22 protein-coding genes and 3 pseudogenes are annotated in these 20,327 nt (G+C 53.4%); 13 read left to right on the top strand and 12 right to left on the bottom strand.

Annotation, left to right across the window (positions count from 1 at the left end; genetic code table 11):
* Positions 1–107, top strand: a pseudogene (locus tag ACFEMD_RS19575) (TrmB family transcriptional regulator); the annotation flags it as partial.
* A 28-nt stretch (positions 108–135) separates the two neighbouring features.
* Here the strand turns inward: ACFEMD_RS19575 and ACFEMD_RS19570 are convergent.
* Positions 136–438 (bottom strand): HalOD1 output domain-containing protein, encoded by a 303-nt coding sequence (locus ACFEMD_RS19570; protein ID WP_394742961.1) that lies wholly within the window; start codon positions 436–438, stop codon positions 136–138.
* A 311-nt stretch (positions 439–749) separates the two neighbouring features.
* Here ACFEMD_RS19570 and ACFEMD_RS19565 point away from each other — a divergent pair.
* The 5 genes and pseudogenes from ACFEMD_RS19565 to ACFEMD_RS22100 form a co-directional block, all read left to right on the top strand.
* Positions 750–1,058 (top strand): annotated as a pseudogene (locus ACFEMD_RS19565) (DUF7130 family rubredoxin-like protein); the annotation flags it as partial.
* Between the two features lie 241 nt (positions 1,059–1,299).
* Positions 1,300–1,461, top strand: a complete 162-nt coding sequence (locus ACFEMD_RS19560) for a hypothetical protein (protein ID WP_394742960.1) — start codon at positions 1,300–1,302, stop codon at positions 1,459–1,461.
* A gap of 106 nt (positions 1,462–1,567) precedes the next feature.
* Positions 1,568–2,179, top strand: coding sequence for a hypothetical protein (locus ACFEMD_RS19555; protein ID WP_394742959.1), 612 nt, complete (start codon positions 1,568–1,570; stop codon positions 2,177–2,179).
* Positions 2,180–2,220: 41 nt separating this feature from the next.
* Positions 2,221–2,400 (top strand): annotated as a pseudogene (locus tag ACFEMD_RS19550) (IS4 family transposase); the annotation flags it as partial.
* A gap of 213 nt (positions 2,401–2,613) precedes the next feature.
* Positions 2,614–2,784 (top strand): DUF7837 family putative zinc-binding protein, encoded by a 171-nt coding sequence (locus ACFEMD_RS22100; protein WP_449560131.1) that lies wholly within the window; start codon positions 2,614–2,616, stop codon positions 2,782–2,784.
* Positions 2,785–3,405: 621 nt separating this feature from the next.
* Here the strand turns inward: ACFEMD_RS22100 and ACFEMD_RS19545 are convergent.
* The 3 genes from ACFEMD_RS19545 to ACFEMD_RS19535 all read right to left on the bottom strand — a co-directional run bounded on the left by ACFEMD_RS19545 (position 3,406) and on the right by ACFEMD_RS19535 (position 5,664).
* Positions 3,406–3,786, bottom strand: a complete 381-nt coding sequence (locus ACFEMD_RS19545) for a hypothetical protein (protein WP_394742970.1) — start codon at positions 3,784–3,786, stop codon at positions 3,406–3,408.
* Positions 3,787–3,988: 202 nt separating this feature from the next.
* A complete protein-coding gene (locus ACFEMD_RS19540; protein ID WP_394742958.1) occupies positions 3,989–4,993 on the bottom strand; it encodes a Cdc6/Cdc18 family protein in 1,005 nt (334 codons plus the stop codon).
* 260 nt (positions 4,994–5,253) lie between these two features.
* Positions 5,254–5,664 (bottom strand): helix-turn-helix domain-containing protein, encoded by a 411-nt coding sequence (locus tag ACFEMD_RS19535; protein WP_394742957.1) that lies wholly within the window; start codon positions 5,662–5,664, stop codon positions 5,254–5,256.
* A 354-nt stretch (positions 5,665–6,018) separates the two neighbouring features.
* Here ACFEMD_RS19535 and ACFEMD_RS19530 point away from each other — a divergent pair, with 354 nt between their 5' ends.
* The gene (locus tag ACFEMD_RS19530; protein ID WP_394742956.1) at positions 6,019–6,753 is read left to right on the top strand and encodes a haloacid dehalogenase type II; all 735 of its coding nucleotides are present in this window, start codon (positions 6,019–6,021) and stop codon (positions 6,751–6,753) included.
* Positions 6,754–6,934: 181 nt separating this feature from the next.
* Here the strand turns inward: ACFEMD_RS19530 and ACFEMD_RS19525 are convergent, their stop codons facing one another.
* The gene (locus ACFEMD_RS19525; RefSeq protein ID WP_394742955.1) at positions 6,935–8,257 is read right to left on the bottom strand and encodes an aminotransferase family protein; all 1,323 of its coding nucleotides are present in this window, start codon (positions 8,255–8,257) and stop codon (positions 6,935–6,937) included.
* 757 nt (positions 8,258–9,014) lie between these two features.
* Between ACFEMD_RS19525 and ACFEMD_RS19520 the strand changes: the two genes are divergently transcribed.
* The 4 genes from ACFEMD_RS19520 (at position 9,015) to ACFEMD_RS19505 (ending at position 12,103) form a co-directional block, all read left to right on the top strand.
* A protein-coding gene (locus tag ACFEMD_RS19520) for an IS630 family transposase (RefSeq protein WP_394742954.1) occupies positions 9,015–10,015 on the top strand; the annotation gives its coding sequence in 2 pieces (ribosomal slippage) (positions 9,015–9,507 and positions 9,507–10,015; 1,002 coding nt in all).
* Between the two features lie 199 nt (positions 10,016–10,214).
* Positions 10,215–10,907, top strand: coding sequence for a DUF2332 family protein (locus tag ACFEMD_RS19515; RefSeq protein WP_394742953.1), 693 nt, complete (start codon positions 10,215–10,217; stop codon positions 10,905–10,907).
* Positions 10,908–11,048: 141 nt separating this feature from the next.
* Positions 11,049–11,708 (top strand): nucleotidyltransferase domain-containing protein, encoded by a 660-nt coding sequence (locus tag ACFEMD_RS19510; RefSeq protein WP_394742952.1) that lies wholly within the window; start codon positions 11,049–11,051, stop codon positions 11,706–11,708.
* Entirely contained in the window at positions 11,705–12,103 is a 399-nt protein-coding gene (locus ACFEMD_RS19505; protein ID WP_394742951.1) for a hypothetical protein, read from the top strand. Before ACFEMD_RS19510 ends, ACFEMD_RS19505 begins: the two co-directional genes overlap by 4 nt.
* Positions 12,104–12,864: 761 nt before the next feature.
* On the opposite strand, the gene ACFEMD_RS19500 is transcribed toward ACFEMD_RS19505, so the two are convergent.
* Positions 12,865–13,716 carry an SWIM zinc finger family protein gene (locus tag ACFEMD_RS19500; protein ID WP_394742950.1) on the bottom strand — a complete coding sequence of 284 codons (852 nt, stop codon included), beginning with the start codon at positions 13,714–13,716 and terminating at the stop codon, positions 12,865–12,867.
* Between the two features lie 684 nt (positions 13,717–14,400).
* Positions 14,401–14,769 (bottom strand): calcium-binding protein, encoded by a 369-nt coding sequence (locus ACFEMD_RS19495; protein WP_394742949.1) that lies wholly within the window; start codon positions 14,767–14,769, stop codon positions 14,401–14,403.
* A gap of 339 nt (positions 14,770–15,108) precedes the next feature.
* Here ACFEMD_RS19495 and ACFEMD_RS19490 point away from each other — a divergent pair, with 339 nt between their 5' ends.
* A complete protein-coding gene (locus tag ACFEMD_RS19490; protein ID WP_394742948.1) occupies positions 15,109–15,546 on the top strand; it encodes a CBS domain-containing protein in 438 nt (145 codons plus the stop codon).
* Here ACFEMD_RS19490 and ACFEMD_RS19485 read toward each other — a convergent pair.
* Positions 15,477–17,207 (bottom strand): hypothetical protein, encoded by a 1,731-nt coding sequence (locus tag ACFEMD_RS19485; RefSeq protein WP_394742947.1) that lies wholly within the window; start codon positions 17,205–17,207, stop codon positions 15,477–15,479. The two genes, ACFEMD_RS19490 and ACFEMD_RS19485, sit on opposite strands and share 70 nt — an antisense overlap.
* A gap of 30 nt (positions 17,208–17,237) precedes the next feature.
* Between ACFEMD_RS19485 and ACFEMD_RS19480 the strand changes: the two genes are divergently transcribed.
* Positions 17,238–17,552: a hypothetical protein gene (locus tag ACFEMD_RS19480; protein WP_394742946.1), complete on the top strand. Its 315-nt coding sequence runs from the start codon at positions 17,238–17,240 to the stop codon at positions 17,550–17,552.
* A 197-nt stretch (positions 17,553–17,749) separates the two neighbouring features.
* Here the strand turns inward: ACFEMD_RS19480 and ACFEMD_RS19475 are convergent, their stop codons facing one another.
* The 4 genes from ACFEMD_RS19475 to ACFEMD_RS19460 form a co-directional block, all read right to left on the bottom strand.
* Entirely contained in the window at positions 17,750–18,115 is a 366-nt protein-coding gene (locus ACFEMD_RS19475) for a hypothetical protein (protein ID WP_394742945.1), read from the bottom strand.
* Positions 18,112–18,405: a hypothetical protein gene (locus ACFEMD_RS19470; RefSeq protein WP_394742944.1), complete on the bottom strand. Its 294-nt coding sequence runs from the start codon at positions 18,403–18,405 to the stop codon at positions 18,112–18,114. The genes ACFEMD_RS19475 and ACFEMD_RS19470 overlap by 4 nt, the downstream gene beginning before the upstream one ends.
* 403 nt (positions 18,406–18,808) lie before the next feature.
* Positions 18,809–19,738 carry a hypothetical protein gene (locus tag ACFEMD_RS19465; protein ID WP_394742943.1) on the bottom strand — a complete coding sequence of 310 codons (930 nt, stop codon included), beginning with the start codon at positions 19,736–19,738 and terminating at the stop codon, positions 18,809–18,811.
* A gap of 256 nt (positions 19,739–19,994) precedes the next feature.
* Positions 19,995–20,324: a hypothetical protein gene (locus ACFEMD_RS19460; protein WP_394742942.1), complete on the bottom strand. Its 330-nt coding sequence runs from the start codon at positions 20,322–20,324 to the stop codon at positions 19,995–19,997.
* Positions 20,325–20,327 lie beyond the last annotated feature (3 nt).

The following is a 20,327-nucleotide window of genomic DNA, read 5'->3' as shown; positions in this document are numbered from 1 at the left end:
AGGAGGAACAGGCGATATTTGGGGAAGGGTTCGGGAACGGACTTGTCGTGATCGCTCGTCGACTCATGGCCCAAGGACTGGTACCCGCTCACGACCCAGGACAGTAATCCCACAGAACGACTGTTCGTTCAGCTGTCACTGCAATTCAGTCCGGTCTCGCTCTCGATCGTCAGTGACCGGTGGGCAGTCATCGAGAAGCAGAATGGTAAGGTATTCGCCGTTGTCGACGGTGACACGACAGCGGTTATAGATGAACGAGAGACGACCACCGATTCGCGGTTCACCGTTAGACCGCGAGTCGAAGAGTGCATCTAGCGCGTCCGGATTGATGACATGGGTTAGTGGCGGCATTGACTTCGGTTGACGACCGCTTACAGCGCTCACTGCGCGGACGATAGCGGTAGTCACCGATTCGTTCACTCCGACCTCATATTCCATACGACTAGTTAGGGCTCACGGATAAAAAGCCGTGAGATTTTGACCCAAATAATCAAAACATCTCGATATCGATCTCAACCGAGAATAGCGTTTTTGAAGGTCCCAATTTGCTGTGCCAATCGTTATAGTCATCACGACGTTTATAGAAGTAGACAAATATTTTCACCAGTGCGTTACCCTGTTCACTAATACCTCTCCTCCTACGTACGATACGACGATCTCCGCCATCGTTTCACAAATTCGAGCAGGTACACACGAGACTTGAAATGCATTGGGAGCATTTAGCAAACCATGAACAACCATGATAACCCCCCAACAAAGAAAGCGACGAAACAACAGCGGATACAGTTAAGCTAGGCGAGAAGGTCTATAATGCCGGTGGAGAACTACTCGGAGAGGTTCGCGGCATCGAAGAAGGGGGGTTCTTCGTGACATCTCGAGAAGGAGTAGAACGTCCGAGCATCGAACACGTTCGGTCGGGGCAGAGCTTCGGCGAGGCCGAGCTCATGTGGCGGTGTAACGGGTGTGGGGAAATGGGAGAAATTGAGGAGGGATTCCCCGAATCTTGTCCGAACTGCGGCACAGAAAAAGAAAATATTATGTACTGGACGGAAGACTAATTCTCGACCTTCCCCTTGGAAACCTGATCGGTGGATTGGGTAAAGCTGCGAGTCGGGTATCTCGATCAAGCTTACAGGAATCTTGACAGACCTCTATGAGCATGTTCCAGAAGATTCTATTCAGAATGTGTAATATGTAAATTCGAAACGAACACTGATGATTTTATCAGATGGTGATAATATCAATATGGACATCTTTCACACCCCTCTTCTTGACTACCTGTGATGTAGAATGCACTGCATGGAAGACGACCCAGACACTCGCATCAACCATCCTGAAAAGCTCTGCGATACAATAGTAGGGATCATTGACGAGCTTGAGAACGGAAACATAATCGGAGAAGAGCGAGCATCTGAATTTCGATCGGAAATCTATCGCTCAATTGATACCCAGAAAGAATAGCCCGGACAAATGCACCACCCGATTAATTCTCCCGATCCATCAGCCGGGCAGACAGTCACTGAAAGCCGTGCAACAACATCAACCGTCTCCCACACCTGTTAACCCTATGGACGATCACAACCCAACTCGGAAACACACGTTTCACACAATTGATGGGGTTGAAGCGCTCATCAATCTCGATCCTGGTGAACTCTTTCTGGACCTCCCAGCAAATACGCCGCGCTATATTCGTGTGCAGGAAGGTGATCAGGTACAGGAAGGCGATGTGCATACACAGACGAGCCAGACAATGGACTCGCAAACACTCTCGAAGTGGCGAATTGATAGTATCTCAACAGATACCGTCACAGGAGTAAACGTTGACACAGGAGAGGCCCAAGAATGGGATCGGGAGTGGTTAATCCAGCGCCTTGGTACCGGCGGATTCAGTGTCAAGTTAACTGACTTCGACCGAGTAAGCGCGAGTGAAACGACGGGGCTGGGAAGGTCTCATGCTGATGAGCAAGACGACGAAGTCAGTCCCCACGTGATCGTTACTGCATACGGAAATAACGGTCAAAAATTCGTACAATTGTATTCTGCGACTGAACCGGGGGATTGGGAGTCACTCCAGCTCGTGAACCAAGATCAACACGTCAAAGAGTTCAGCGAGGATGTCCTGGAGAAATTCGAGACAGCCGTCGCCAGAGCAATAGAGTTAGAACAACAGTATCACTAATCAGTATTCAGGGCGGCTGTCTGGTTAGTCAGTACTTGAGCTGGGCGGCGACCTTCCGGTCGCACGCCCATCTCATCCTCCACGAACTCGGCGAATATCTTGGTTACTCGCCGCCACCGCTGTTAGAACGGTTGATCGAAGGTGCACAGAAGATCCACCAGCAACGACCGGTGCTACAAGAGACGCTCGCTACCGCTACTCAACCGAGGTGTGAGCCTTAGCTAAAGACGAATAGTACACAATGAAAGTGTGTCTATCACACCAGATCGTTCGCTGACAGACCAGTCGCTGAACCTCGAGTTCCAGTTTCACTGTGGTTGGCTCGCCTATATACAGATTCAGGGACGATACTGCTAATAGAGGGCGCGGACACGCCACCACCCTGTTACAGTCACACGCGCTCCCTCCCTTCCATACATTACCGCTACCAACCTATGCCCACGGCGAATCCACCACCTCTCGGTACACGCCTGTTCTGCCAGGCCGAGACCACGACCAACGTGACCCTTGAATACGAGATAGAGACAGGTCCAGCAGTATACGCTGAGTGCCCCAAATGCCGGGATGTTGTGAACCCAGAGCGATTCCGTCTCCATGCTATTTGAACGTGTAGACCGGGTGCTGTCCTGGGCAACGCAGCCAGAAGTCGTGTACGAATGTCGGCACTGCGAAAGCTCCGTGAATAAGGACACCGAAGCCTGTCCTACCTGCGGGTCAGAAGCAATCGCCAAATATCGAATCTCCTGATCCATGACAAGGGAATACGACCAGCTCTGGGAGGTTGTAGCGCAAAACCCAGGTGCCACTCTCGAGGAAATCACGGACCTCACACGCGACCGTATATTACCAGCCCCAGTATCCCGGACCTCGTTTCGACGGCGGTCGGCAGTGGCGACCTTCTCGAGTTTGACGGCCGGCACTGGGTGATGCGGACAGGTAGGTACCAGTTCCATCAGTACGACCAGCCGGAAACGTAACTGGAGAGTTAACCTTGCCCTGACAGCAGAGCTATCCTCACTAAACCCAAAAAAAATCGCCGGTAATCGAAAGCCAGCACTCGGCGGTTCGTCAAAAAAGGCTTCGACGGATTGCTGTTCCCAGTCGTGTCAGGCTCCGATCTTACGGATACCTCAATGCGTAGATGAGTAGACCTTCCTCCATCATCCCACTGTACTCTTCGTTTAGAACAGAAGATAAGAAGAATAGCCGGTGTGAGAAGACGCTCACTATGTGGTATATGAGAGTAACGGTGGGACGACAAGTGCTCCACTGATAGCAAAGGCAACTATCGTGATTACGTTAGCTTCACCTGTTCTCATCAATTCTCCAACTCCAAGTGCAAATGCAAACACCGCACCGGTCAGTTCAAGAGTCACGAGCGGTGCGTTGATATCCGACTCCGGCGGAAGCACGTGGATATGCCGCTCAGTAGATTCAAGTGTCTGGTTCATCTCCGCTAGTTCTCCTCTTATTTCACCTATTTCTTCGGCTAAGCGTTCTTGATGACCGGCTAGCTGCTCGAGGTACGCTACTCTATCTTCGGACAGCACTACCAGAGTATCTGCGTCGTCAAACACCCTCTCAGGGCTGGTAGAATCATCACTCATCGGTTAGCACCTCAGTTGGCGACAGGGTCGGGAGTACAATTTGATCGGACGGTAGGATCATAGCTTATCGTTCGAGGAATAGTAACAAAAGTGAGCGCGTGGAGTTTCCAGAACCTCCAAATGTTGTGTTAGGAAAGGAAGCGACGAATAGAGTGCTCTACTCTTCGGCACTGATGATTTCCAGAACGCATGCTACGGATCACTACTCCCGAAGACGATATGTGCGGTCTCGGCTTGTTCCGTCAGCGACGATCAGATTGTAGTGTTCCATTTTCGCCAGATAATTCCGTACCGTTCGGTCGGATTTCGGTTCTTCAACGCGTTCTTGATACGTTTCATAGAGTGCACTCGGCTCGATCTCTTTGTGCTCCTCGAGAATCTCATAGAGAACCCGTTGGTGATGGATGAGTGTGTCAATACTTTTCTGCCGAACTTCCTCGCGGCCGGCGGGAATCGCCGACTCAACGTGATCAGTAGTTATTTGATTCTCTGTAGCACGATCAGCACGGCGTGCTGCACTCCGAAGGATACTCAAAGCGACCCGAGCATCACCTGCTGCCGCATCTGCAATGCGTCGAAGTTGATCGTCTTGAATCGCATTCTCGATGAGCCCCCAGCGAACGCGAGCGGCCATGATGGACACGAGTTCGTCTTCGTGATATGCATCAAACCTAATGCGCTCGCTACCCGTTAGCCGACTCGTCAATCGCTCATCTACCGCCCGAAGGATCGCATCTTCACGGTTTGCGATCAGGATCATGCTGAACTGTGGGAGTTCATGAAGGTGGTACAACAGGCGTGTATCCTCCAGCTGATCGACTTCGTCCAACACAACGACACAAGGCGGACCGTCATACTGACGAAGTCGTTCGAAAAGTTCGTCGCGGGGTGTCGACTGGCGGTGGATGTCAAGTGTTTGCCCAAGGCCCTCGAGAATCCGATGAAGTGAGCGATATCGAGAGTAGTGCTGCCAGCAGTTGACGTACTGGAATTCCGCATCTAAGACTTCCTGTCGAAGGTTATCTCCCATGTACTTCGCGACGCAAGTCTTTCCCACACCGCTCGGTCCGTGCATAATGACTGTCTCGGGGGTTTCACCGTCGGCGATCGGCGCGAGCGTTTCCGAGAGATACGTTGTTTCGGCGTCTCGATGCTCAAGATCACCAGGAACGAACTCTTGGCGAAGAACTCGAGCATCCGTAATCATCGGTGTTACCTCACCAATTTGTTGTCAGGGATATAAAATAGTCGCGGTGGTCTTTCCAGAACTTCCAGAAGTCACTCCCGCGTCTCAGAACTGCTGCCAGTGAGGCGGTTACCCCGCTCTCCTCAACGACTCGAAGAGTACTTGAGGAGTTCCACGAAGGGCACGAAAGGGTAGACGAAGAAAGCCGCGAGAACACAGTTCAGTCAAGAACCAAGAAGTGGACTACCGAACGATGAGTCCGGATACAGTACCACCTCGAATTACTTCTCAATGGAACCATCGTACATCTTCTCGAACGCTTGTTCGCCGCGGATCAGTTCATCTACACCTTCCGTAAGTGTGACTTCCCCGAAGACCGTCGCCCGATAGTAAGTGTACAACCCGTCCTGTCCTCGTTCGGTGCGTTGTCGCTTCTCGACGAGACTCACATCGAGAAGTTTGTTGAGGTGGTAGTGAAGCGTACTATCGTCGATCTGCATTGCCTCCTCGAGTTCCTTCGGACTCATCTCCCCACTGTGAACGAGCCGATAGAGAACTTCGTACCGGGTCCGATGACCAACGGCAGCATGCATCTCGAGGTACTCATCCAGAGAAAGGATGCTGTCGTCGGGCAACAACTCCTCCGGATTTTCTGGGAAATTCCCGTTAGAAGCGCGAGAATTCGTAGCCATTGTGCTTCAAAAGACGGGCGGAAGGCTCTTAGTCGTTGTCAAGCCAGTACCTCTCGAAAATACCGTTCTTTATATTCTCTGGCTGCTTGACAGCAGTTACGTTCCGAAGCGTTTTGTGCACAATGGAGTAACCCGATATCCCAGAGTAGCTAAAAACATTCGATAGCATCAATACTGCCTACTCACGGAAAGAGCGAGGACCCAACTGCCAAATACATCGCACAAATACTGTCAAAACACTAAAGTCTGCTTGCCTGCTGTGGTTGGTATGGATGTGTTTGGCACTCATTCCCGCCAAAGAAGCAGAAGAACAGCCAACATCAATCGATATCCTTCCGAACGGGGCGGAACGCTATGACAGTCTCTACAGTGGATGCTCTTGTCTTCGATGTGTTTGGTACAGTTGTTGACTGGCGGAGCAGCGTTATACGTGAGGGAAAACAAATTACCGAATCCACGGACCAGACGGCTGACTGGGCGGCGTTTGCCGATGCTTGGCGCAAGGAGTACCGCCCCTCGCTGGAACAAGTTCGACAGGGAGACGTTCCGTGGCAAAATCTCGATGAACTCCACCGAAAGTCACTTGAGGAATTGCTTGATCGCTTCGACGTAGAAGGCCTGTCCGAGTCCGAGATGGTCCATCTCAATCGTGCCTGGCATCGCCTTGACCCCTGGCCAGACGCAATACCCGGCCTTCAGCGACTCAAACCACACTATGTAATCGCACCACTCTCAAATGGCCATGTACGACTCCTCACGAATATGGCCAAACGAGCTGGGATTCCGTGGGACCTGATCCTTTCCGCTGAACTCTCAGGACATTACAAGCCGGATGAAGAAACGTACCTTACCGCGGTAGATCTGTTGGACCTCGAGGTCGATAATGTCATGATGATCGCGGCACATGAACGCGATCTTGATGCAAGCCGTGAGCTGGGGCTGCAGACTGCGTATGTTCATCGACCACTTGAGTGGGGACCAGAGAAGGCCGACAGCACAGAGAAACCAGAGAAGAATGCGTATGACATTGTGGCCGATGATTTCATTGAGCTTGCAGAGTCCCTCGATGCCCCGCCAATTGTCCGATGAGATCGTTTAGCTGAATCAGCGAAAGGGTACCATCTCCTTTGAACCCGAATACGGTCACACCAAGCACCGAGTCCCAAGGTAGGAGAGCACCGAGAATTGCTCTAATAACCGCTAGAAGAATTCCCTTCTTTTCAAGATCGATGTCAAACTCTTCATCTACCTTCTTAACCTGTTCGACTTGTCACTCGTTAATTCCGAATACAGCGGTCATCGCTGCTTCAAGCGCGTTAACAGCCTCGTCGATTTCCGAGCGGGTGACACACAGCGGCGGCGCCACGATAACTTGGGTGTCGGGCCGGCCGCTGCCAAAGAGCGTACCCCGCTCTTGGGCTTCTGAGCGAACGTCGGCCACGGGGTTGTTTGCGTTGCCATCTACCCACGGGTGGACGAATGGTTCGTTCGTTTTTGGGTCGGCGAAGACGACGCTCCATAGGAGCCCGCGCCCGCGTACGGTATCAATGACGTCAAACCGTTCCTCGAGATCACGCAGCCGAGATTCCAGATATGGGGCGACTTGACACCCCTGTTCGATGAGGCTGTCCCGGTAAAGTTCAATGGCCGCCTCGGCTGCGGCACAAGAAACGGGATGTCCGGCGAATGTCTGTCCGAGATCGTACGATCCCGAACGGATTTCCTCTCCAATCCAGGCGTCTGCGATCACACCGGCGAGTGGAGCGTACGCACCGGTCACGCCCTTAGCAAACGTGATCAGGTCGGGTTGGACATCCTCGGTCTGAATGCCAAACCAGTCGCCGCATCGGCCGAAGCCGGTGATCACCTCATCGGAAACCAGCAGTACATCATACTCGTCGCAGATCTCTCGAAGACGCTCGAAGTACCCCGGCGGCGCAGGATATGCACCACTGGTCCCCCCGATCGGTTCGGTGACGATGGCTGCGACCGAGTCGGGATCCTCGTTCCGGAGGACGAATTCCACGTGGTTCGCTGCCTGTTCCGCGAGCTCTTCGGGTGTCTCGGCATCGAAGGCGTCTGGAAGCGGTGGGAGGAACTTTCCGACTCCGGTCGTCGCCGCGCGCCGCTCAAGCGTTTTTCGCGTTCCTGGATCGCCGGTCAGTCCGCCCGCACCATACGTGCCCCCGTGGTATGACTGCCAGCGAGTGAGTACTGTCGGCGCGTCCTGCACCGTTCGTGCGATCTGGATTGCCGTCTCGTTGGCTTCGCTACCAGAGATAGCGAAGTATACGTCAGAGAGTGATCCAGGAGCGATCTCCGCGAGATCGGTTGCAAGCCGAGATCGAGTATCATTGTGTTTGGCCGAAGAGACGTATGGGATGCGCTCTGCCTGTTTCGTGATGGCCGCCGTGATTTGCTTATTGCTGTGGCCGGCGTTGCAGCAGTACAATTGCGATAGAAAATCGAGGTACGCAGTGCCTTCGTCGTCGTAAACCGTCGCGTCGTCGCCCTCGACGATTGTGATCGGTTCGTCGTCGGCGTCGTACCAGTGCTGGATAACGCTCTCGTCTCTCAGTCGCTCATTCGCCATGCTTTTTCATTATGTACTCGGGTTCTTAGCTTCTCGGTTTAAATACACTAAAGTAAATGGGCACTGTCTAGTTCAGTACCTCTACAGCTAGCGTCTTTCTATCGAGTGAATGATGCCGTCTCCGACGGTTGTAGTAATGAACAAATATTCAATCTTTCGCGTACGCTTGCCCGATTGCCCAGAATTGTGGAAACGGGCTTCACTCGACCCAGCGTAACCCCGAATCAATGTCATCAAATCCGTCGCTCAACCAACTCAGTGCTGCAATGGTCACGCTGCCCTCGAGTGCTGTCGTCTGCACCACCCAGCGGTGGCCGCGGCTTCGGGTATAAACCTACGACCCTACACAGCAGTGGTAGGCTACGCTCCCGAGTTGAGAATCACGAGAGAGCGACTTCCCGTCATAGCTCTACCTTATGGTCAGAAGTACTTAAAGAAAACTGTTGAAAGGCTGGTCTTGCTTGTTCGAATCGCCAGAGAGGCGTCGCGCATGTAGGATCAACTGACCGAGCCCGGATCCACAAAAGTTCCATTTTTTATCCAACAAAGAACCCACTTCTACTTTCGGGCGTTGGTTAACAGAAGCCCGAGCATAATCACGAAGCCTGGGCATGACCTATCACTGGCAGTTGAGTGCCTCAATTGGTTCGGAGAGCGGCTTCCAGGTACGGACGAAAATCGCTGCAAAGCGATCCACTTGAACCTCGAGCTATAGTAAACGTTAGAATTTTCCACCCATAGGTTCTTATTGCTTGTAATGGACCATCTTGACGAGATCTCCGTCGAAGAACTTCACGACGCACTTGATAACGTCGAGGGAAAGATACCGACACAACGGCTGTTGGCGGTGATTGCGTACAAAAACGGCGTCACACAGACCGAACTTGCCGAGTGGCATAACACTGGCCGGCGAACAATCCACAGTTGGCTCAAGCGACTTGATACTGACGAGCCGTTTGAGGAGGCCGTTACTGATGCTCATCGATCTGGGAGAAAGCGAAAGCTCTCAGAAAAAGAGCAACAAGAGTTCGAAGAGGCTGTCCACGAATCTCCCGAAAAAGTTGGGGTCGACGCGCCGGCGTGGACGCCGGCGCTCGTCCAGCAGTATCTTGAAGAAACATACAGCGTTGAGTACTCAATCCCGAGCTGCCGGCGGTTGCTAAAAGAAGCGGGATTGAGCTATCAAAAACCACGCCGGACAGCCGCCGAAGCCGACGAAGACGAGCAAGAGGAGTTCCACGACAAACTCAAAAAAAGCGGCGGGAGATGGACGCTACAGTAGTCTGTATCGATCAAACCAAGAAATCTGTGCAAGTCGAGCCGCATACCGCGTGGTTTCCGCGCGGCACGCGGCCGAACGTCGAATTATCCGGCCAACGCGATTGGACGTGTCTGTTGGGCGCAATCACCGTCCTCGGTGATCGCTTTTGCTCCCGATTCAAAGAGTACGTGACCGCCGAACATGCGAAACGTTTCATTTTCGCACTATGCAAAGAGTTCGAAGATGGTTTGATCATCGTACTGGATGGAGCGCCGTATTTCCAGGCGTCGGCCGTCACGGACCTGGCGGCCCGCGACGACCTCGCCTTCGTCACGTTACCAGCGTATTCGCCGGAACTCAATCCAGTGGAAGAGTGCTGGAGACAGCTGCAATCAGCTCTTAGCAACCGGTTCTTCGACTCACTTTCTGATCTGACAACAGCGATCGATACCGCTCTTGATCAACTCTCTATTCCAAAAGTGAGCAGCTATTTCTAATGTTTACTATAGGAGACCTGCTTCGGCGAGTCGGTCTAGCGGCGTTCGCGAGTAGTCGACGTCGTCGCCACCGGGCTGGTAGTTCTCGCCAAGCGCTTTTGCGGCGCACTCGCCACAGAGTCGCTCCTCGAGGAGAAAACGGGGGACAGCGAGGAGTATGAATCGAAGAGCGAGGCGGTGAGAACTTTCATCACTGAGAATGAATGCCTCACGGAACGGGTGGACGCACTCCAGAACGAACGCAATCGCTTACACCAGTAACTCGCGGCTGCTATCGAGGAATTACCTACACACCTCGCGACTACCCCAGACCAGACCGATCTTGTTGTGTTTAGTACACACGTCTTGTATCAAACTCGACTCGGATACGATCTCAGAACTTCGCTCGCTGCTCGCGGATCACAGCTTAGAACAACCAGTCCATTGGCTGTCTATCGATCGCGATGAAGAGCTTGGAGAACCGACGTATCGATTGGTGACGTTTGCAGATAGAAACGCTACTGAGTCCCAGATTGCAACGTTTGAACCGTACGGCGACTGGGTGAAGTGGAATCAATGGTGTGAACGATTCGGCCAACTGTCGGTGAGAGATCGGAGGGCAACTTCTCAGGCTCGAGTGTTCCCAGCGCATAGCGGAGTTCGTCTGGCCGAAGTTCTCGGCGTTCGTCTTCGCCGGCGAGTTGCTGCAGTGCTCGAGCAGCGGCGCACGGTGAGCCAGCCAGTGCGTGGAGCAGCGAGACTATCTCTCGAATCGGTCGGAGGTTCTTGGATTGGAGGATCCGCGTCGCAGCCGATACGTAGGCGGCCCGGTCGACCGTCGAAAGGGAAACGTGGACCGCGAACTCGGGTGCGTCCTCAGCGAGCGCTGCTGGCGTCTCGAGCGAGTGCTTGAGCCGGGAGCAGAGTCGATGTACGTCTTCCACGCGAACAGCCAGAGAACCAATGACTAGAGTTCCGGCTACGATCAGATCTCTCCTACTGCTGAGATCGGAAAGCGTTATATGTAGTATAACGCGTTACATGAAACATAATAATGGATATCAAACTGCGGCTACCGCTACCAGAGGAACAGATTTTCAGATACAAAGCAATGGATGATATCCTTGAGCTCACCGCTCAGAATCCATCTACTGAGTTTGGAAACCGTGACCTCCAAGAGATGACTGGATTTGGCGGCCCCAGTGTTTCGAAGGCCCTCTCGTTGCTTGAATCAATGGACTTGGTGATTAGACGCGATAGTGGCAATAAAACACTCTATCGAATCAACGAGCAGCGACTCCAGGAGATGGATGACCCGTTTCTCGAAATCCCGCAGAAAGAATTCCGAGAACCGCTTCAGAGATTTATAGACAGAACTAGCGAAGGAGTAGCATCAGTCGCTGGGATTGTTTGCTTCGGGAGCGTAGCGCGTGGAGAGGCCGATCGCGTTAGTGATATTGATATCTTTGTACTCGTTGACGATGATACTGAGCTGGTGACCGCTCGACGAGCGATTTCCGATATTATAAGAGAACTCGAGTCGAAACCGATCGAAGGACAGCGGTACGAATTTGAGGTGTTTGTTGAATCTCCCGAGAGCGCTCGCAGGCGAGGCGAAGATCTCCAACCGATCTTTCAAGAGGGGATTATCCTCGAAGAGAGTGCGATACTGTATGAGGTACAACAGGCTCTCTTTGGAGGAAAAAACGAATGACTTCAAAGGAACTGGAAACGGCGCTTGCTGATGCAGAGGACGCTTTTCAGAGAAAGCCCACCACTCCTGAGGTCGGGCTCGAGCACGTCTCCGATGCAGCGGTTCTCCAGTTGCGAAAAGCATGTCGTCTCCTCGATGCTGCAGGCTTTTTGCTCGATCGCAACGGCCATTTCACGGTCATAATCGAGGCCTGTTTCGTCTCCATCGAGCGTTCGATTCAATTCTATGTTGAGGAAAAGGGATACGACGTAGCCGGGCAGCGCCATACTGAGGTTTACGACCTGGGTGTCCAGGCAGGACTGTTCTCACAAGATATCGCTGATCGACTTGAAGCACTCTGGCTCGAGAATCGGTCGGAGTCGTATTATCGAACCGGTGTTGCTGGTGAATACTGAGCCCAAACGATCTACAAACTTGCCAGACAGCTTCACAACGAGATTGTTCAATTGACTCGGACACAAGACTGTATCTGCGGGTGATTTTTTGAGGGAACTCTTTGGATCGCTTTCTAATCTGACGTGGACAAACTACAGACAACGAATGGTGTTGGAGAGCGATCGCTGTTTGATCAGCGCCCCTATCCTGATTGCTTGCTTGTCTTCGGGACAATTTGTCGCTGAGAGTATGGTCGCTAGTCGTACCCACAGATCGACCGCCGAATGCTCGAGTAGTCGCGATGGACCCGGTGGCCAGAACAGCGTACTCCCAAGCGGGTCGTCGGAGTTGCCGTCCGATCTGGCGGAAGGAACGTCTCGAGCAATGCATTAGCTGCATCGAAAAGTGTCTGGTTCTCCTCGAGGACGGTCGGAACAACGGGGTAACGGCGTTCGGTGGCAGTTCGGAACGATAACGCCAGACGACATCCATTTTCGTCGACACGGATGAGGGTGAGTGCCTCGAGTCGGTCGCGATAGTTCCGTATCGTCCGTGCCGAGACGCCCGCTCGGTCAGCGAACTCACGCTGTGAGAGACGACCTTCTGCTGTGAGAAGCGTGTGGACGATTCGACCAACTGTCGGTGGGAGATGGGAGAGCAACTTCTCAGGCTCGAGCGTCACAGTGTAACTGATCCCAGTGGACTCGAGATATCTACATTCGTGAATTTCTACAGGCCGGTCTGAGAGCGTGGAGAACAAATCGTCGCTTCGATACTGCAGTCAGTCCTCACCAAGCTTCTCGTAGAGGCGTTTCCTTACTCGCATGTCTTCGTCCGCGAGTTCGGCAAGCACGGCTCGAAGCTCTTTGGCGGACGCTTCCTCAAGAAGAGTATCTATTGATTGACCATCGCCGACGGCTTCAACATCACCGCTACCTAACACGGCAGCGACGATATGCTTGCAGGGGACTGTATCATCTGGGCAGCTACACTGGCCGCTAACGTAGCTCCCCTCTGAGAGAGTGACCTGGACCTCGTATGGACGACTCCCCTGGACTGTCGCCTGAAGAGAATCGTCGACGAACTCGATACCCGTTACTGAGCCTTGTTCGTAGTAGCGGCTTCCTCGCTCATATCGGCCTGGCTCGGTCACTTGTCGCAGCGTCTCGAGGTCAACTGAGTTAGCTGGTGTTTGTGTCTGGAGGCGGGGAAACGCATCTACGACAGGCTCATCTCCTGGGATAGCGGGATCAGCTGATCGGCGGTGGATCCACCCTTGATCTGGCCATCCAATCGGGAACCACTTGGTCGGATCGCTCACGATATCCCAACACGATCCAATCATTGACGAGCTATCTTCGGGGAATATCCCCTTGATCGTTATCGTTCGTGGAGTCACACCGACCTCAAGTGTGACATCAGTCTGGTGTGTGTTGTCATCAGCGACTTGGTTGGCGTAGTTTGAGCGAATTTCGTCGAGTGCAGTGATCCCCTTGGCTGAGAACCCATGGCCGGTCCGCTCGAGTTCGAGCACCAGCTCAGCATATTTGTGCTTGTCGCGGTATTTGATCAGCGGCCGATTACTCCCGACCAATTCGGTTGGATCGTAGTCTGAGAGTCCTGTTCCAAACACGATCGGTACAACTGGCTCAGTTGGCGTATTTGGCAAGCGGTTAGCTTCTGGCTGATTTTCGGCAGTTGGCTCCCCAAATGGTGTCTCGAAGAGGCGGCCACAGGCTGGGCAAACTGTACAGTTGAGTTCATCAGTGTGCCAGGTGGTGAGTTCATGAGCCCGACACCAATCACAGGGGCGTCTCGTATCCTGCTCGAGCGTACTCCAGTCACCATCTCGAATCGGCGTCACTTGCTTAAGCTGGGTGATGACTCGCGATCGCCGCTTCTGGTGGTGTTCTAGTTGCAACCGGCATGAACGACACAGTTCAGAGTCACTCTCGCGAACAGTGGATGGCAGAACGAGGCGCTGAGTCTCATTTTCGCCCTGCAGAAGGGACCTTTCTCCCCCGGAGAGTGATATTGGTCGAGATTGACTGTTGCCTGATGAGTCGGGCGGGTCATAGGCAACAATATCTGTTGTTGTGGCCGACTCCTCCGGCACGTTCTCGGTTTCGTCAGCGAAGGCTCGTCCATATCGGCACCCATCGGGACCGACGATGTGCCACTTCCCAGATTCTGTTCGGCCAAACGTAGGCACGGTTGGTCGAAAGAACGAGACGAGTTCCCATAGGGTCTTCCACGTACACCTACTGGCCTCAACCAAGCGCATCGATATTTGCTCAAGAGAAAGATCGATCAGTAGTCAAAATCGATAGCCACGTCCGTCCCAGTAGTGCCAGTCTGCGACCGCTTGCTTTGTGTCGGAATCGACAGCAATTGGTTCCAGTTGTGCTAGGGGCACGCCCAATTCTCTGTCAATCCATTCGATGGTGACGAACATCTCGCTCTCTGACGCTTCGATCGAGGACATCTCTATGACTTGTGCTGTTTCGCCCTCCTCGAGAGGTGACACCTCACGAGTTCCAGTACACCGTGCCTCGAACGGAAATCGAATTGTATCTTCAAGATAAGTGTACCATCCAATTGCTCGTTCATACTGATCATAGGCATCGACGACGATCTCCATTTTGATGCGTTCCTCTCGTGCCTTCTCTTTGTCTATTTTTGTCATGTTCTATAGTAGCAACCGAAAAAAGGATTACTACGGTAATGGCGTGTCTGTTTTGCCTTTCGAGACTCGACTAGCACCTCAAACTGCCCTGTGTTGCTTCAGTAGGTAGTACTAGAGAGCAACCTTTGCTTGAGTTGGAGACCCAACTGGGCGGTTCGGTTGTTCTCGGTAGCGTCTGTCGCTGTGAGCGCAGCTGCGATTCGTAGCCCATTGGCCAACTACCAAAAAGAGGTGATCCCTGAGAATTCAGCGGCCAGAACAGCACATTCGTGAGCGGTTGAATTTCTCCTTCTACGGCTCTCAAGCAAGAGTTAACCGCTTCTGTGCTGTAACCTTACCATGATAGAACAAACCACAGCATCCGTAATGACACAAGCTGTGCAAACAACCACCGGAGACACGACAGCTAGCGACATTGCGAGAATGTTCGCGGCAGACGATATTGGATCCGTAGTCGTGACTTCCCCAGAGACAAAAGATATCCTAGGTATTGTTACTAAATCCGATATCATGCACCAGGTCACCGTTGATGCAGATCTCTCGTCTCTCACCGTGGGTTCGTTTATGTCGACACCGGTTATCACAGTCACAAGCGACAAATCGATCCGTGAAGCGGCCACACTGATGAGAGAGCATTCGATCCAACATCTCCCAGTCGTGGATACCGATGAGCTTGTAGGGATTTTGACAACAGCTAATTTAGCTCATTATTTGCCCCGGCTTCGGAGAAACATTCTCCGATCTCGGAACGAGCTTAGCAGTCCGGACGGCTCGTGATTCAATTGTCGAGAAAGTGACTGCTGTTCGAGCGTTCCCAGCGCATAGCGGAGCTCGTCCGGTCGGAGCTCTCGGCGTTCGTCTTCGCCGGCGAGTTGCTGCAGTGCTCGAGCAGCGGCGTACGGTGAGCCAGCCAGTGCATGAAGTAGCGAAACAGTCTCTCGAGTCGGCTGCAGGTTCTTGGTCTGGAGGATTCGTGTTGCGGCTGTCGCATAGGCCGTCCGGTCCGTAGTCGAAAGGGAAACGTGGATTGCGAAATCGAGAGCATCCTCAGCGAGCGCTGCTGGGCTCTCGAGCGAGTGCTCGAGCTTGAGACGGAGTCGGTGGACGTCGTCTCCACGAACGACCAGGGAGCCGATGAGCGTCCCCAGCGGGTCATCGGCATCGACAGTCGGTGAGAGCGCACTCTGACGCTTCCCTTCACGAGTTTCGAAGAGCTGGCGGTAACAGGCGAACGCACCGTATTTCGACTGAATTGCCGTCGCAATGCTGATCGAGGTTGTCAGTTCGTTCAGCGCGTTCGTGTCAAGCCCGGTCGGTACCCGGAGCTCGCGAGTGACGTCGATCCCGAGAGCATCGAAGAGATGCACAAGCGAGCCGGCAAGGCCGTGGGCCGACCGCATGATCGAACCCCGGAACCGATTGCGGTCTTCGTACTCACCGGCTGAGAGCTTCGCCGTGAGGTCCTCGAGGTTGGTGCCCCACTCGATGAATGCCTCTCGGAGTGTTTCGGGATCCTCGAGTGCCTCATCAGAGAGCCCGCCGATACAGCGAGCATCCCGCAGGATTGCCGGCGGATCCTCCAGAGACTCGAGACGACTGTCGGTGAGAACTCGGATGACCAGACGGGGAGAGGCTAACGCTGTCGCGAGACTCACCACGTACTGCAGGGGCCCACTCGCCCGAACCGCGACCACGGCTTCCTCCCGGTCGCCGTCGAAGCTCACGTACTGAGTGTGGTCCGGAGCGTCTGCTTGGCCTTCGAACGGTGCATCTACGAAGGTGATATCGCCGGCTTCCCCACAGCCGACGGCGCCGGCATGGCCTGGGCGGTCGAGATAGGCTGTCCGGTAGGGGTTGCTGTCTGCACTGCCGGCACTACCCTCCCCTCGTGTGCGCGGGGTTACACGGCACTGTTGGTCGGTTGTTCCGGTGTCGCTCACGGCCTCGGTCAGTTCCTGCTGCCGGCCGACTTGGGCGTCGAGCGTGGCGAATAGCTGTCGGCCGGCCTCGAGCAACTCGACAGTTCGATCGGCGGCGGGTCCGAACTCGGCGATGAGTCCGAGTTCGGTGAGCGAGTTCTGCTCGGAGACAAGCAGCTGTGAAATCCGGCTGCGGTCGACGTCGTGCATCGCCCGCAGGGCGTGCCTCGAGAGCGTCTGTGCAGGTTCGTCCTTGAGTTGCCGGAGGAGTTCGACCTTGCGGCCATCGGGATCCAGCACCTCGAGTGCTTGCTCTACTTGGTCCCCAGTAGGATGGTGTGTCTCTCGCCACTCGCTCACGCCGGGCAGCTCTTCGCGATGCTCTCGAGCGAGCCAGTGTTGAGTGCGACCGGTTGCGACGACGCGGATATCGAAGCCGGTCGCGAGAACAGCGAGCAGGCGGCAGATCGACTCACGTTTTCGTCGGGGTGCGTCCTCTAACGCGCGGTCGATCGTCACCGCGAGTGTCGGTGGCTGCTCGTCGGGGACGTGGGTGGCGAAAAACTCGGCAGTCGCGAACAGGTCCTCGAGACTCGCGTGGCCTTGCCCGAGGTTTGGCACGAGATCGGCGGCCAGCCGCCAAGCTTCTCGTCGGTTGCCACGGGCGACCTCGAGTATTCGAGAGCGCAGCCAGTAAGGGATCTGCTGGTCCTCGAGGGCCTCGTAACACTCGGGGATAGTGCGGCCGTCAGCGAACTGGCGGACAGCACGAATGATTCGGTCTCGAATCGACTGGTGGTCGAACAGCTGGTTCCAGAGTTCGGAGACGGGATCGGTATCGATTGCGAGGTTGGCGGCTGGTGAGAGCGGTGGCTGCTGGGTCGGTGTGAGTCCCGTGTCGGTCACGGTGGACTCACCTCGAGTGGGAGTTCGAGTGTGCGCTGGGGGCGTGCTGACTGGTGAGTGAGGTGGCGTGCCATCGAGTCCTAGCGAGTGTGGAGAGTGCGGACAGCCGAGTGCAGTGGCTCACGGGCTGTCGGCGCGAGTGCGTGGTAGGGCGCTCACCGGGGTGGGACGGGCATCGCCCGTGGGTCGGTGGCCCTGTTGGTCGGTGGACTCGAGTCAGTGAGTTCGGGCTCGAGGACGACCAGCCGGGTCTGCTGGGTGGCCAGATCAGCGCGGGTGCCGAGTCGGCACTGCGCGAGGAGTTCCGTACAGCCGACTGTTGGGTGGCGGATGGTGTCGGGACTGCAGGTCGGACAGTAGGGGCGATGGATTGCCCACTGGTCTGTGTCGGCTGGGCGGGCAGCGAAGACGGTCGCGCGGTCGCCTTCCTGGAGAGTGTCCCCGCAGTGTTGGCACGCGGTGGGTTGGGGGCCGACTGGGAATCCCTCCAGCAGTTGCGTGGGGGTGGTGGCGACTCTCATTGGTCGTCACCGTTGGGGAATGCAGAGGAGAGGCTCGAGAAGAGGTGTTGTGTGGTGAATCCGCGTTCGGCTTTGACGTACTCGATCCAGTCGTAAATGCGTTGGTTGTGGGTGGCGAGGTTGTAGCGGCAGGTTCGGTCGGTATCGTGGATGACGTGGACGGTTTCGTCGGTGGTTTGGTAGACGTGGTGTGCGTCCTCGGTGTCGATGCCGACAAGAATGTAGTCTGGTCGGTGGTCGGTGCGACTACGAGCCGAAACCGTTTCGGGTGTGCGTGGTTGAATTGACATTGGTCTGCATCCCAGACCGAGGTCGGCTGCTCCAACAGCCGGCCAAGAGCTTCTCGGCAACCCTCGGTCTCTACTCCACAGTTCATACTGCATAGGTATAAAAGTATGCAATCATACATGCATACATTAATTGTGCTACGTGAGACACGTAGATGTATGGTGGCGGAGACAAAATCATCGGCTATGTCTGAGTACACGAGCATCAGGGTCACTACGGAACTTGCTGATGAACTATATGAGCGAAAGTCTCGAGGGGAAAGCTATGAAGACGTCATTTGGCGGCTACTCGAGGAAGAAAGTGAAGAGTAGCTGGCCTTATTGAGGTTATTTGTCGCTGTTATCCAGCAAAGCCACTTTCTTCACTACTCCTAATCAAAGTGAACCCATATTAGTATTCTAAATATCAGTTTAAATTTTCATCTTCGCTATATTTGTATGTTGTAGATTTTTTATAGTCTTCAATTTCATCTTCATGTACCTCGTTGGCATAGTCGTATATTTCTGAGACCAAATTCTGTGCACTAGTATAGTGGGCATTAATTCGGTTTTCGACATTTATCTTCTCTCCTTCGATTCCGCTATAATGATGGGAGGACCCCTTCATGTAGCCGTCAGGTGGATGCCGATCTGTGTCCGAATCAATCATTTTGACATCTTCTAAAGCTATAGTGATCGTCATTTCCCATTGGTCTGTGTCTTCATTCTTAAAACGAGTAAAAGAATATGGCAGAGAGAGATGATGTTGAGTATATATCCTTAGACCAATAATCACCCGACTCCTTTCCTCAAAATCGGACTTTGCGGACTCGACTGGGCCATCTGTTGGTAGATTTGGGTCTACAGTGCTTAATATTTCTTCAAAAGTATATGAGCTTGCCATGTAGTTGTGCAATGCAGCTATTACTTTTTGATGAGCTACACTATTTCCTATTATTCCTTCCTCACGGACTATTTCACATACATCATGAATTTGTGTTTGGTTTTGATCAAGTATCAAGAGCGCATTTTTCAACTCATTTAGCCCCTCTATTAAATTCCTAGCTGGATGAGTCTGCTTTTGCAATTTTTCTTTTCGGGTTGTTATCCCCATCTGGCCAATATCAGATTGAATTTCGATATCTGTTCGGTATGCATCTAAATCCAGTGCATAGCCTGTATCCATTATTTCTATGGCATATTTGGCATCACAGTCGCTACATGAACAGTTACCCTCATAAAGAAGATCAGATCCCTCGTCTAAATCTTCTAATTTTAGATTCAGCTCTGAGTCACAATCGTAGCAGGTGACATTACTAATCAATTTTCTTACTAAGCGGCCTACCTCGGCTGACATGGTACCTCGTTGTACTAGAGTGTAAAAGTGTTTTTCCTGCCGACTCTATTTTGAACAACTATATTTTGAGACATTATATATCTATATCTAATTTCACACTATTATGTTCGTAAATTCTATCACGGAAAATCGATGTGTCGGCAATGCGCGACACTGTGTAGACACTGCAATCGTTGGCTGTGGCTCGGTGTTGGTTCCTCGAGTAGCCGACTCCGAGCCGGTGATCCGGCGGCGTGTCCGACATCGTCGGCTTGATTCAGTCGGCGCTGCCGTTGGACTCTGCAGGACGCTTTTCGAGTGGACCGGCGGGTTCGTTGGAGCTTTCCATCACCAGGTGGCGGTGACTGGTGGGGACGCTGAGATTCGGCGGGAGTATCTCAATCTCAACTCTATCCGAGTTCGGAGGTTTCGTGCCCGTGGCTATGTCAGTGTCTTCGTCGGTTTCGAGAGCGGACCGGCTCTCGGCGAGTTTACTCGCGCGGATCAGTTCTCTGTTGAACGGATTACTGATACGAAGTACGCTCAGATCACCACTGTGGATACGGAAGAAGATTACAGTGTTACGTATATTCTGCGCCGATATCATTTT

The sequence above is a fragment of the Natronococcus roseus genome (assembly GCF_043677095.1).
GTDB classification, from domain to species: Archaea; Halobacteriota; Halobacteria; order Halobacteriales; family Natrialbaceae; genus Natronococcus; species Natronococcus roseus.
The sequence above is the reverse complement of the archived record's forward strand: the minus strand, read 5'-3'. Positions and strand labels throughout refer to the sequence as shown.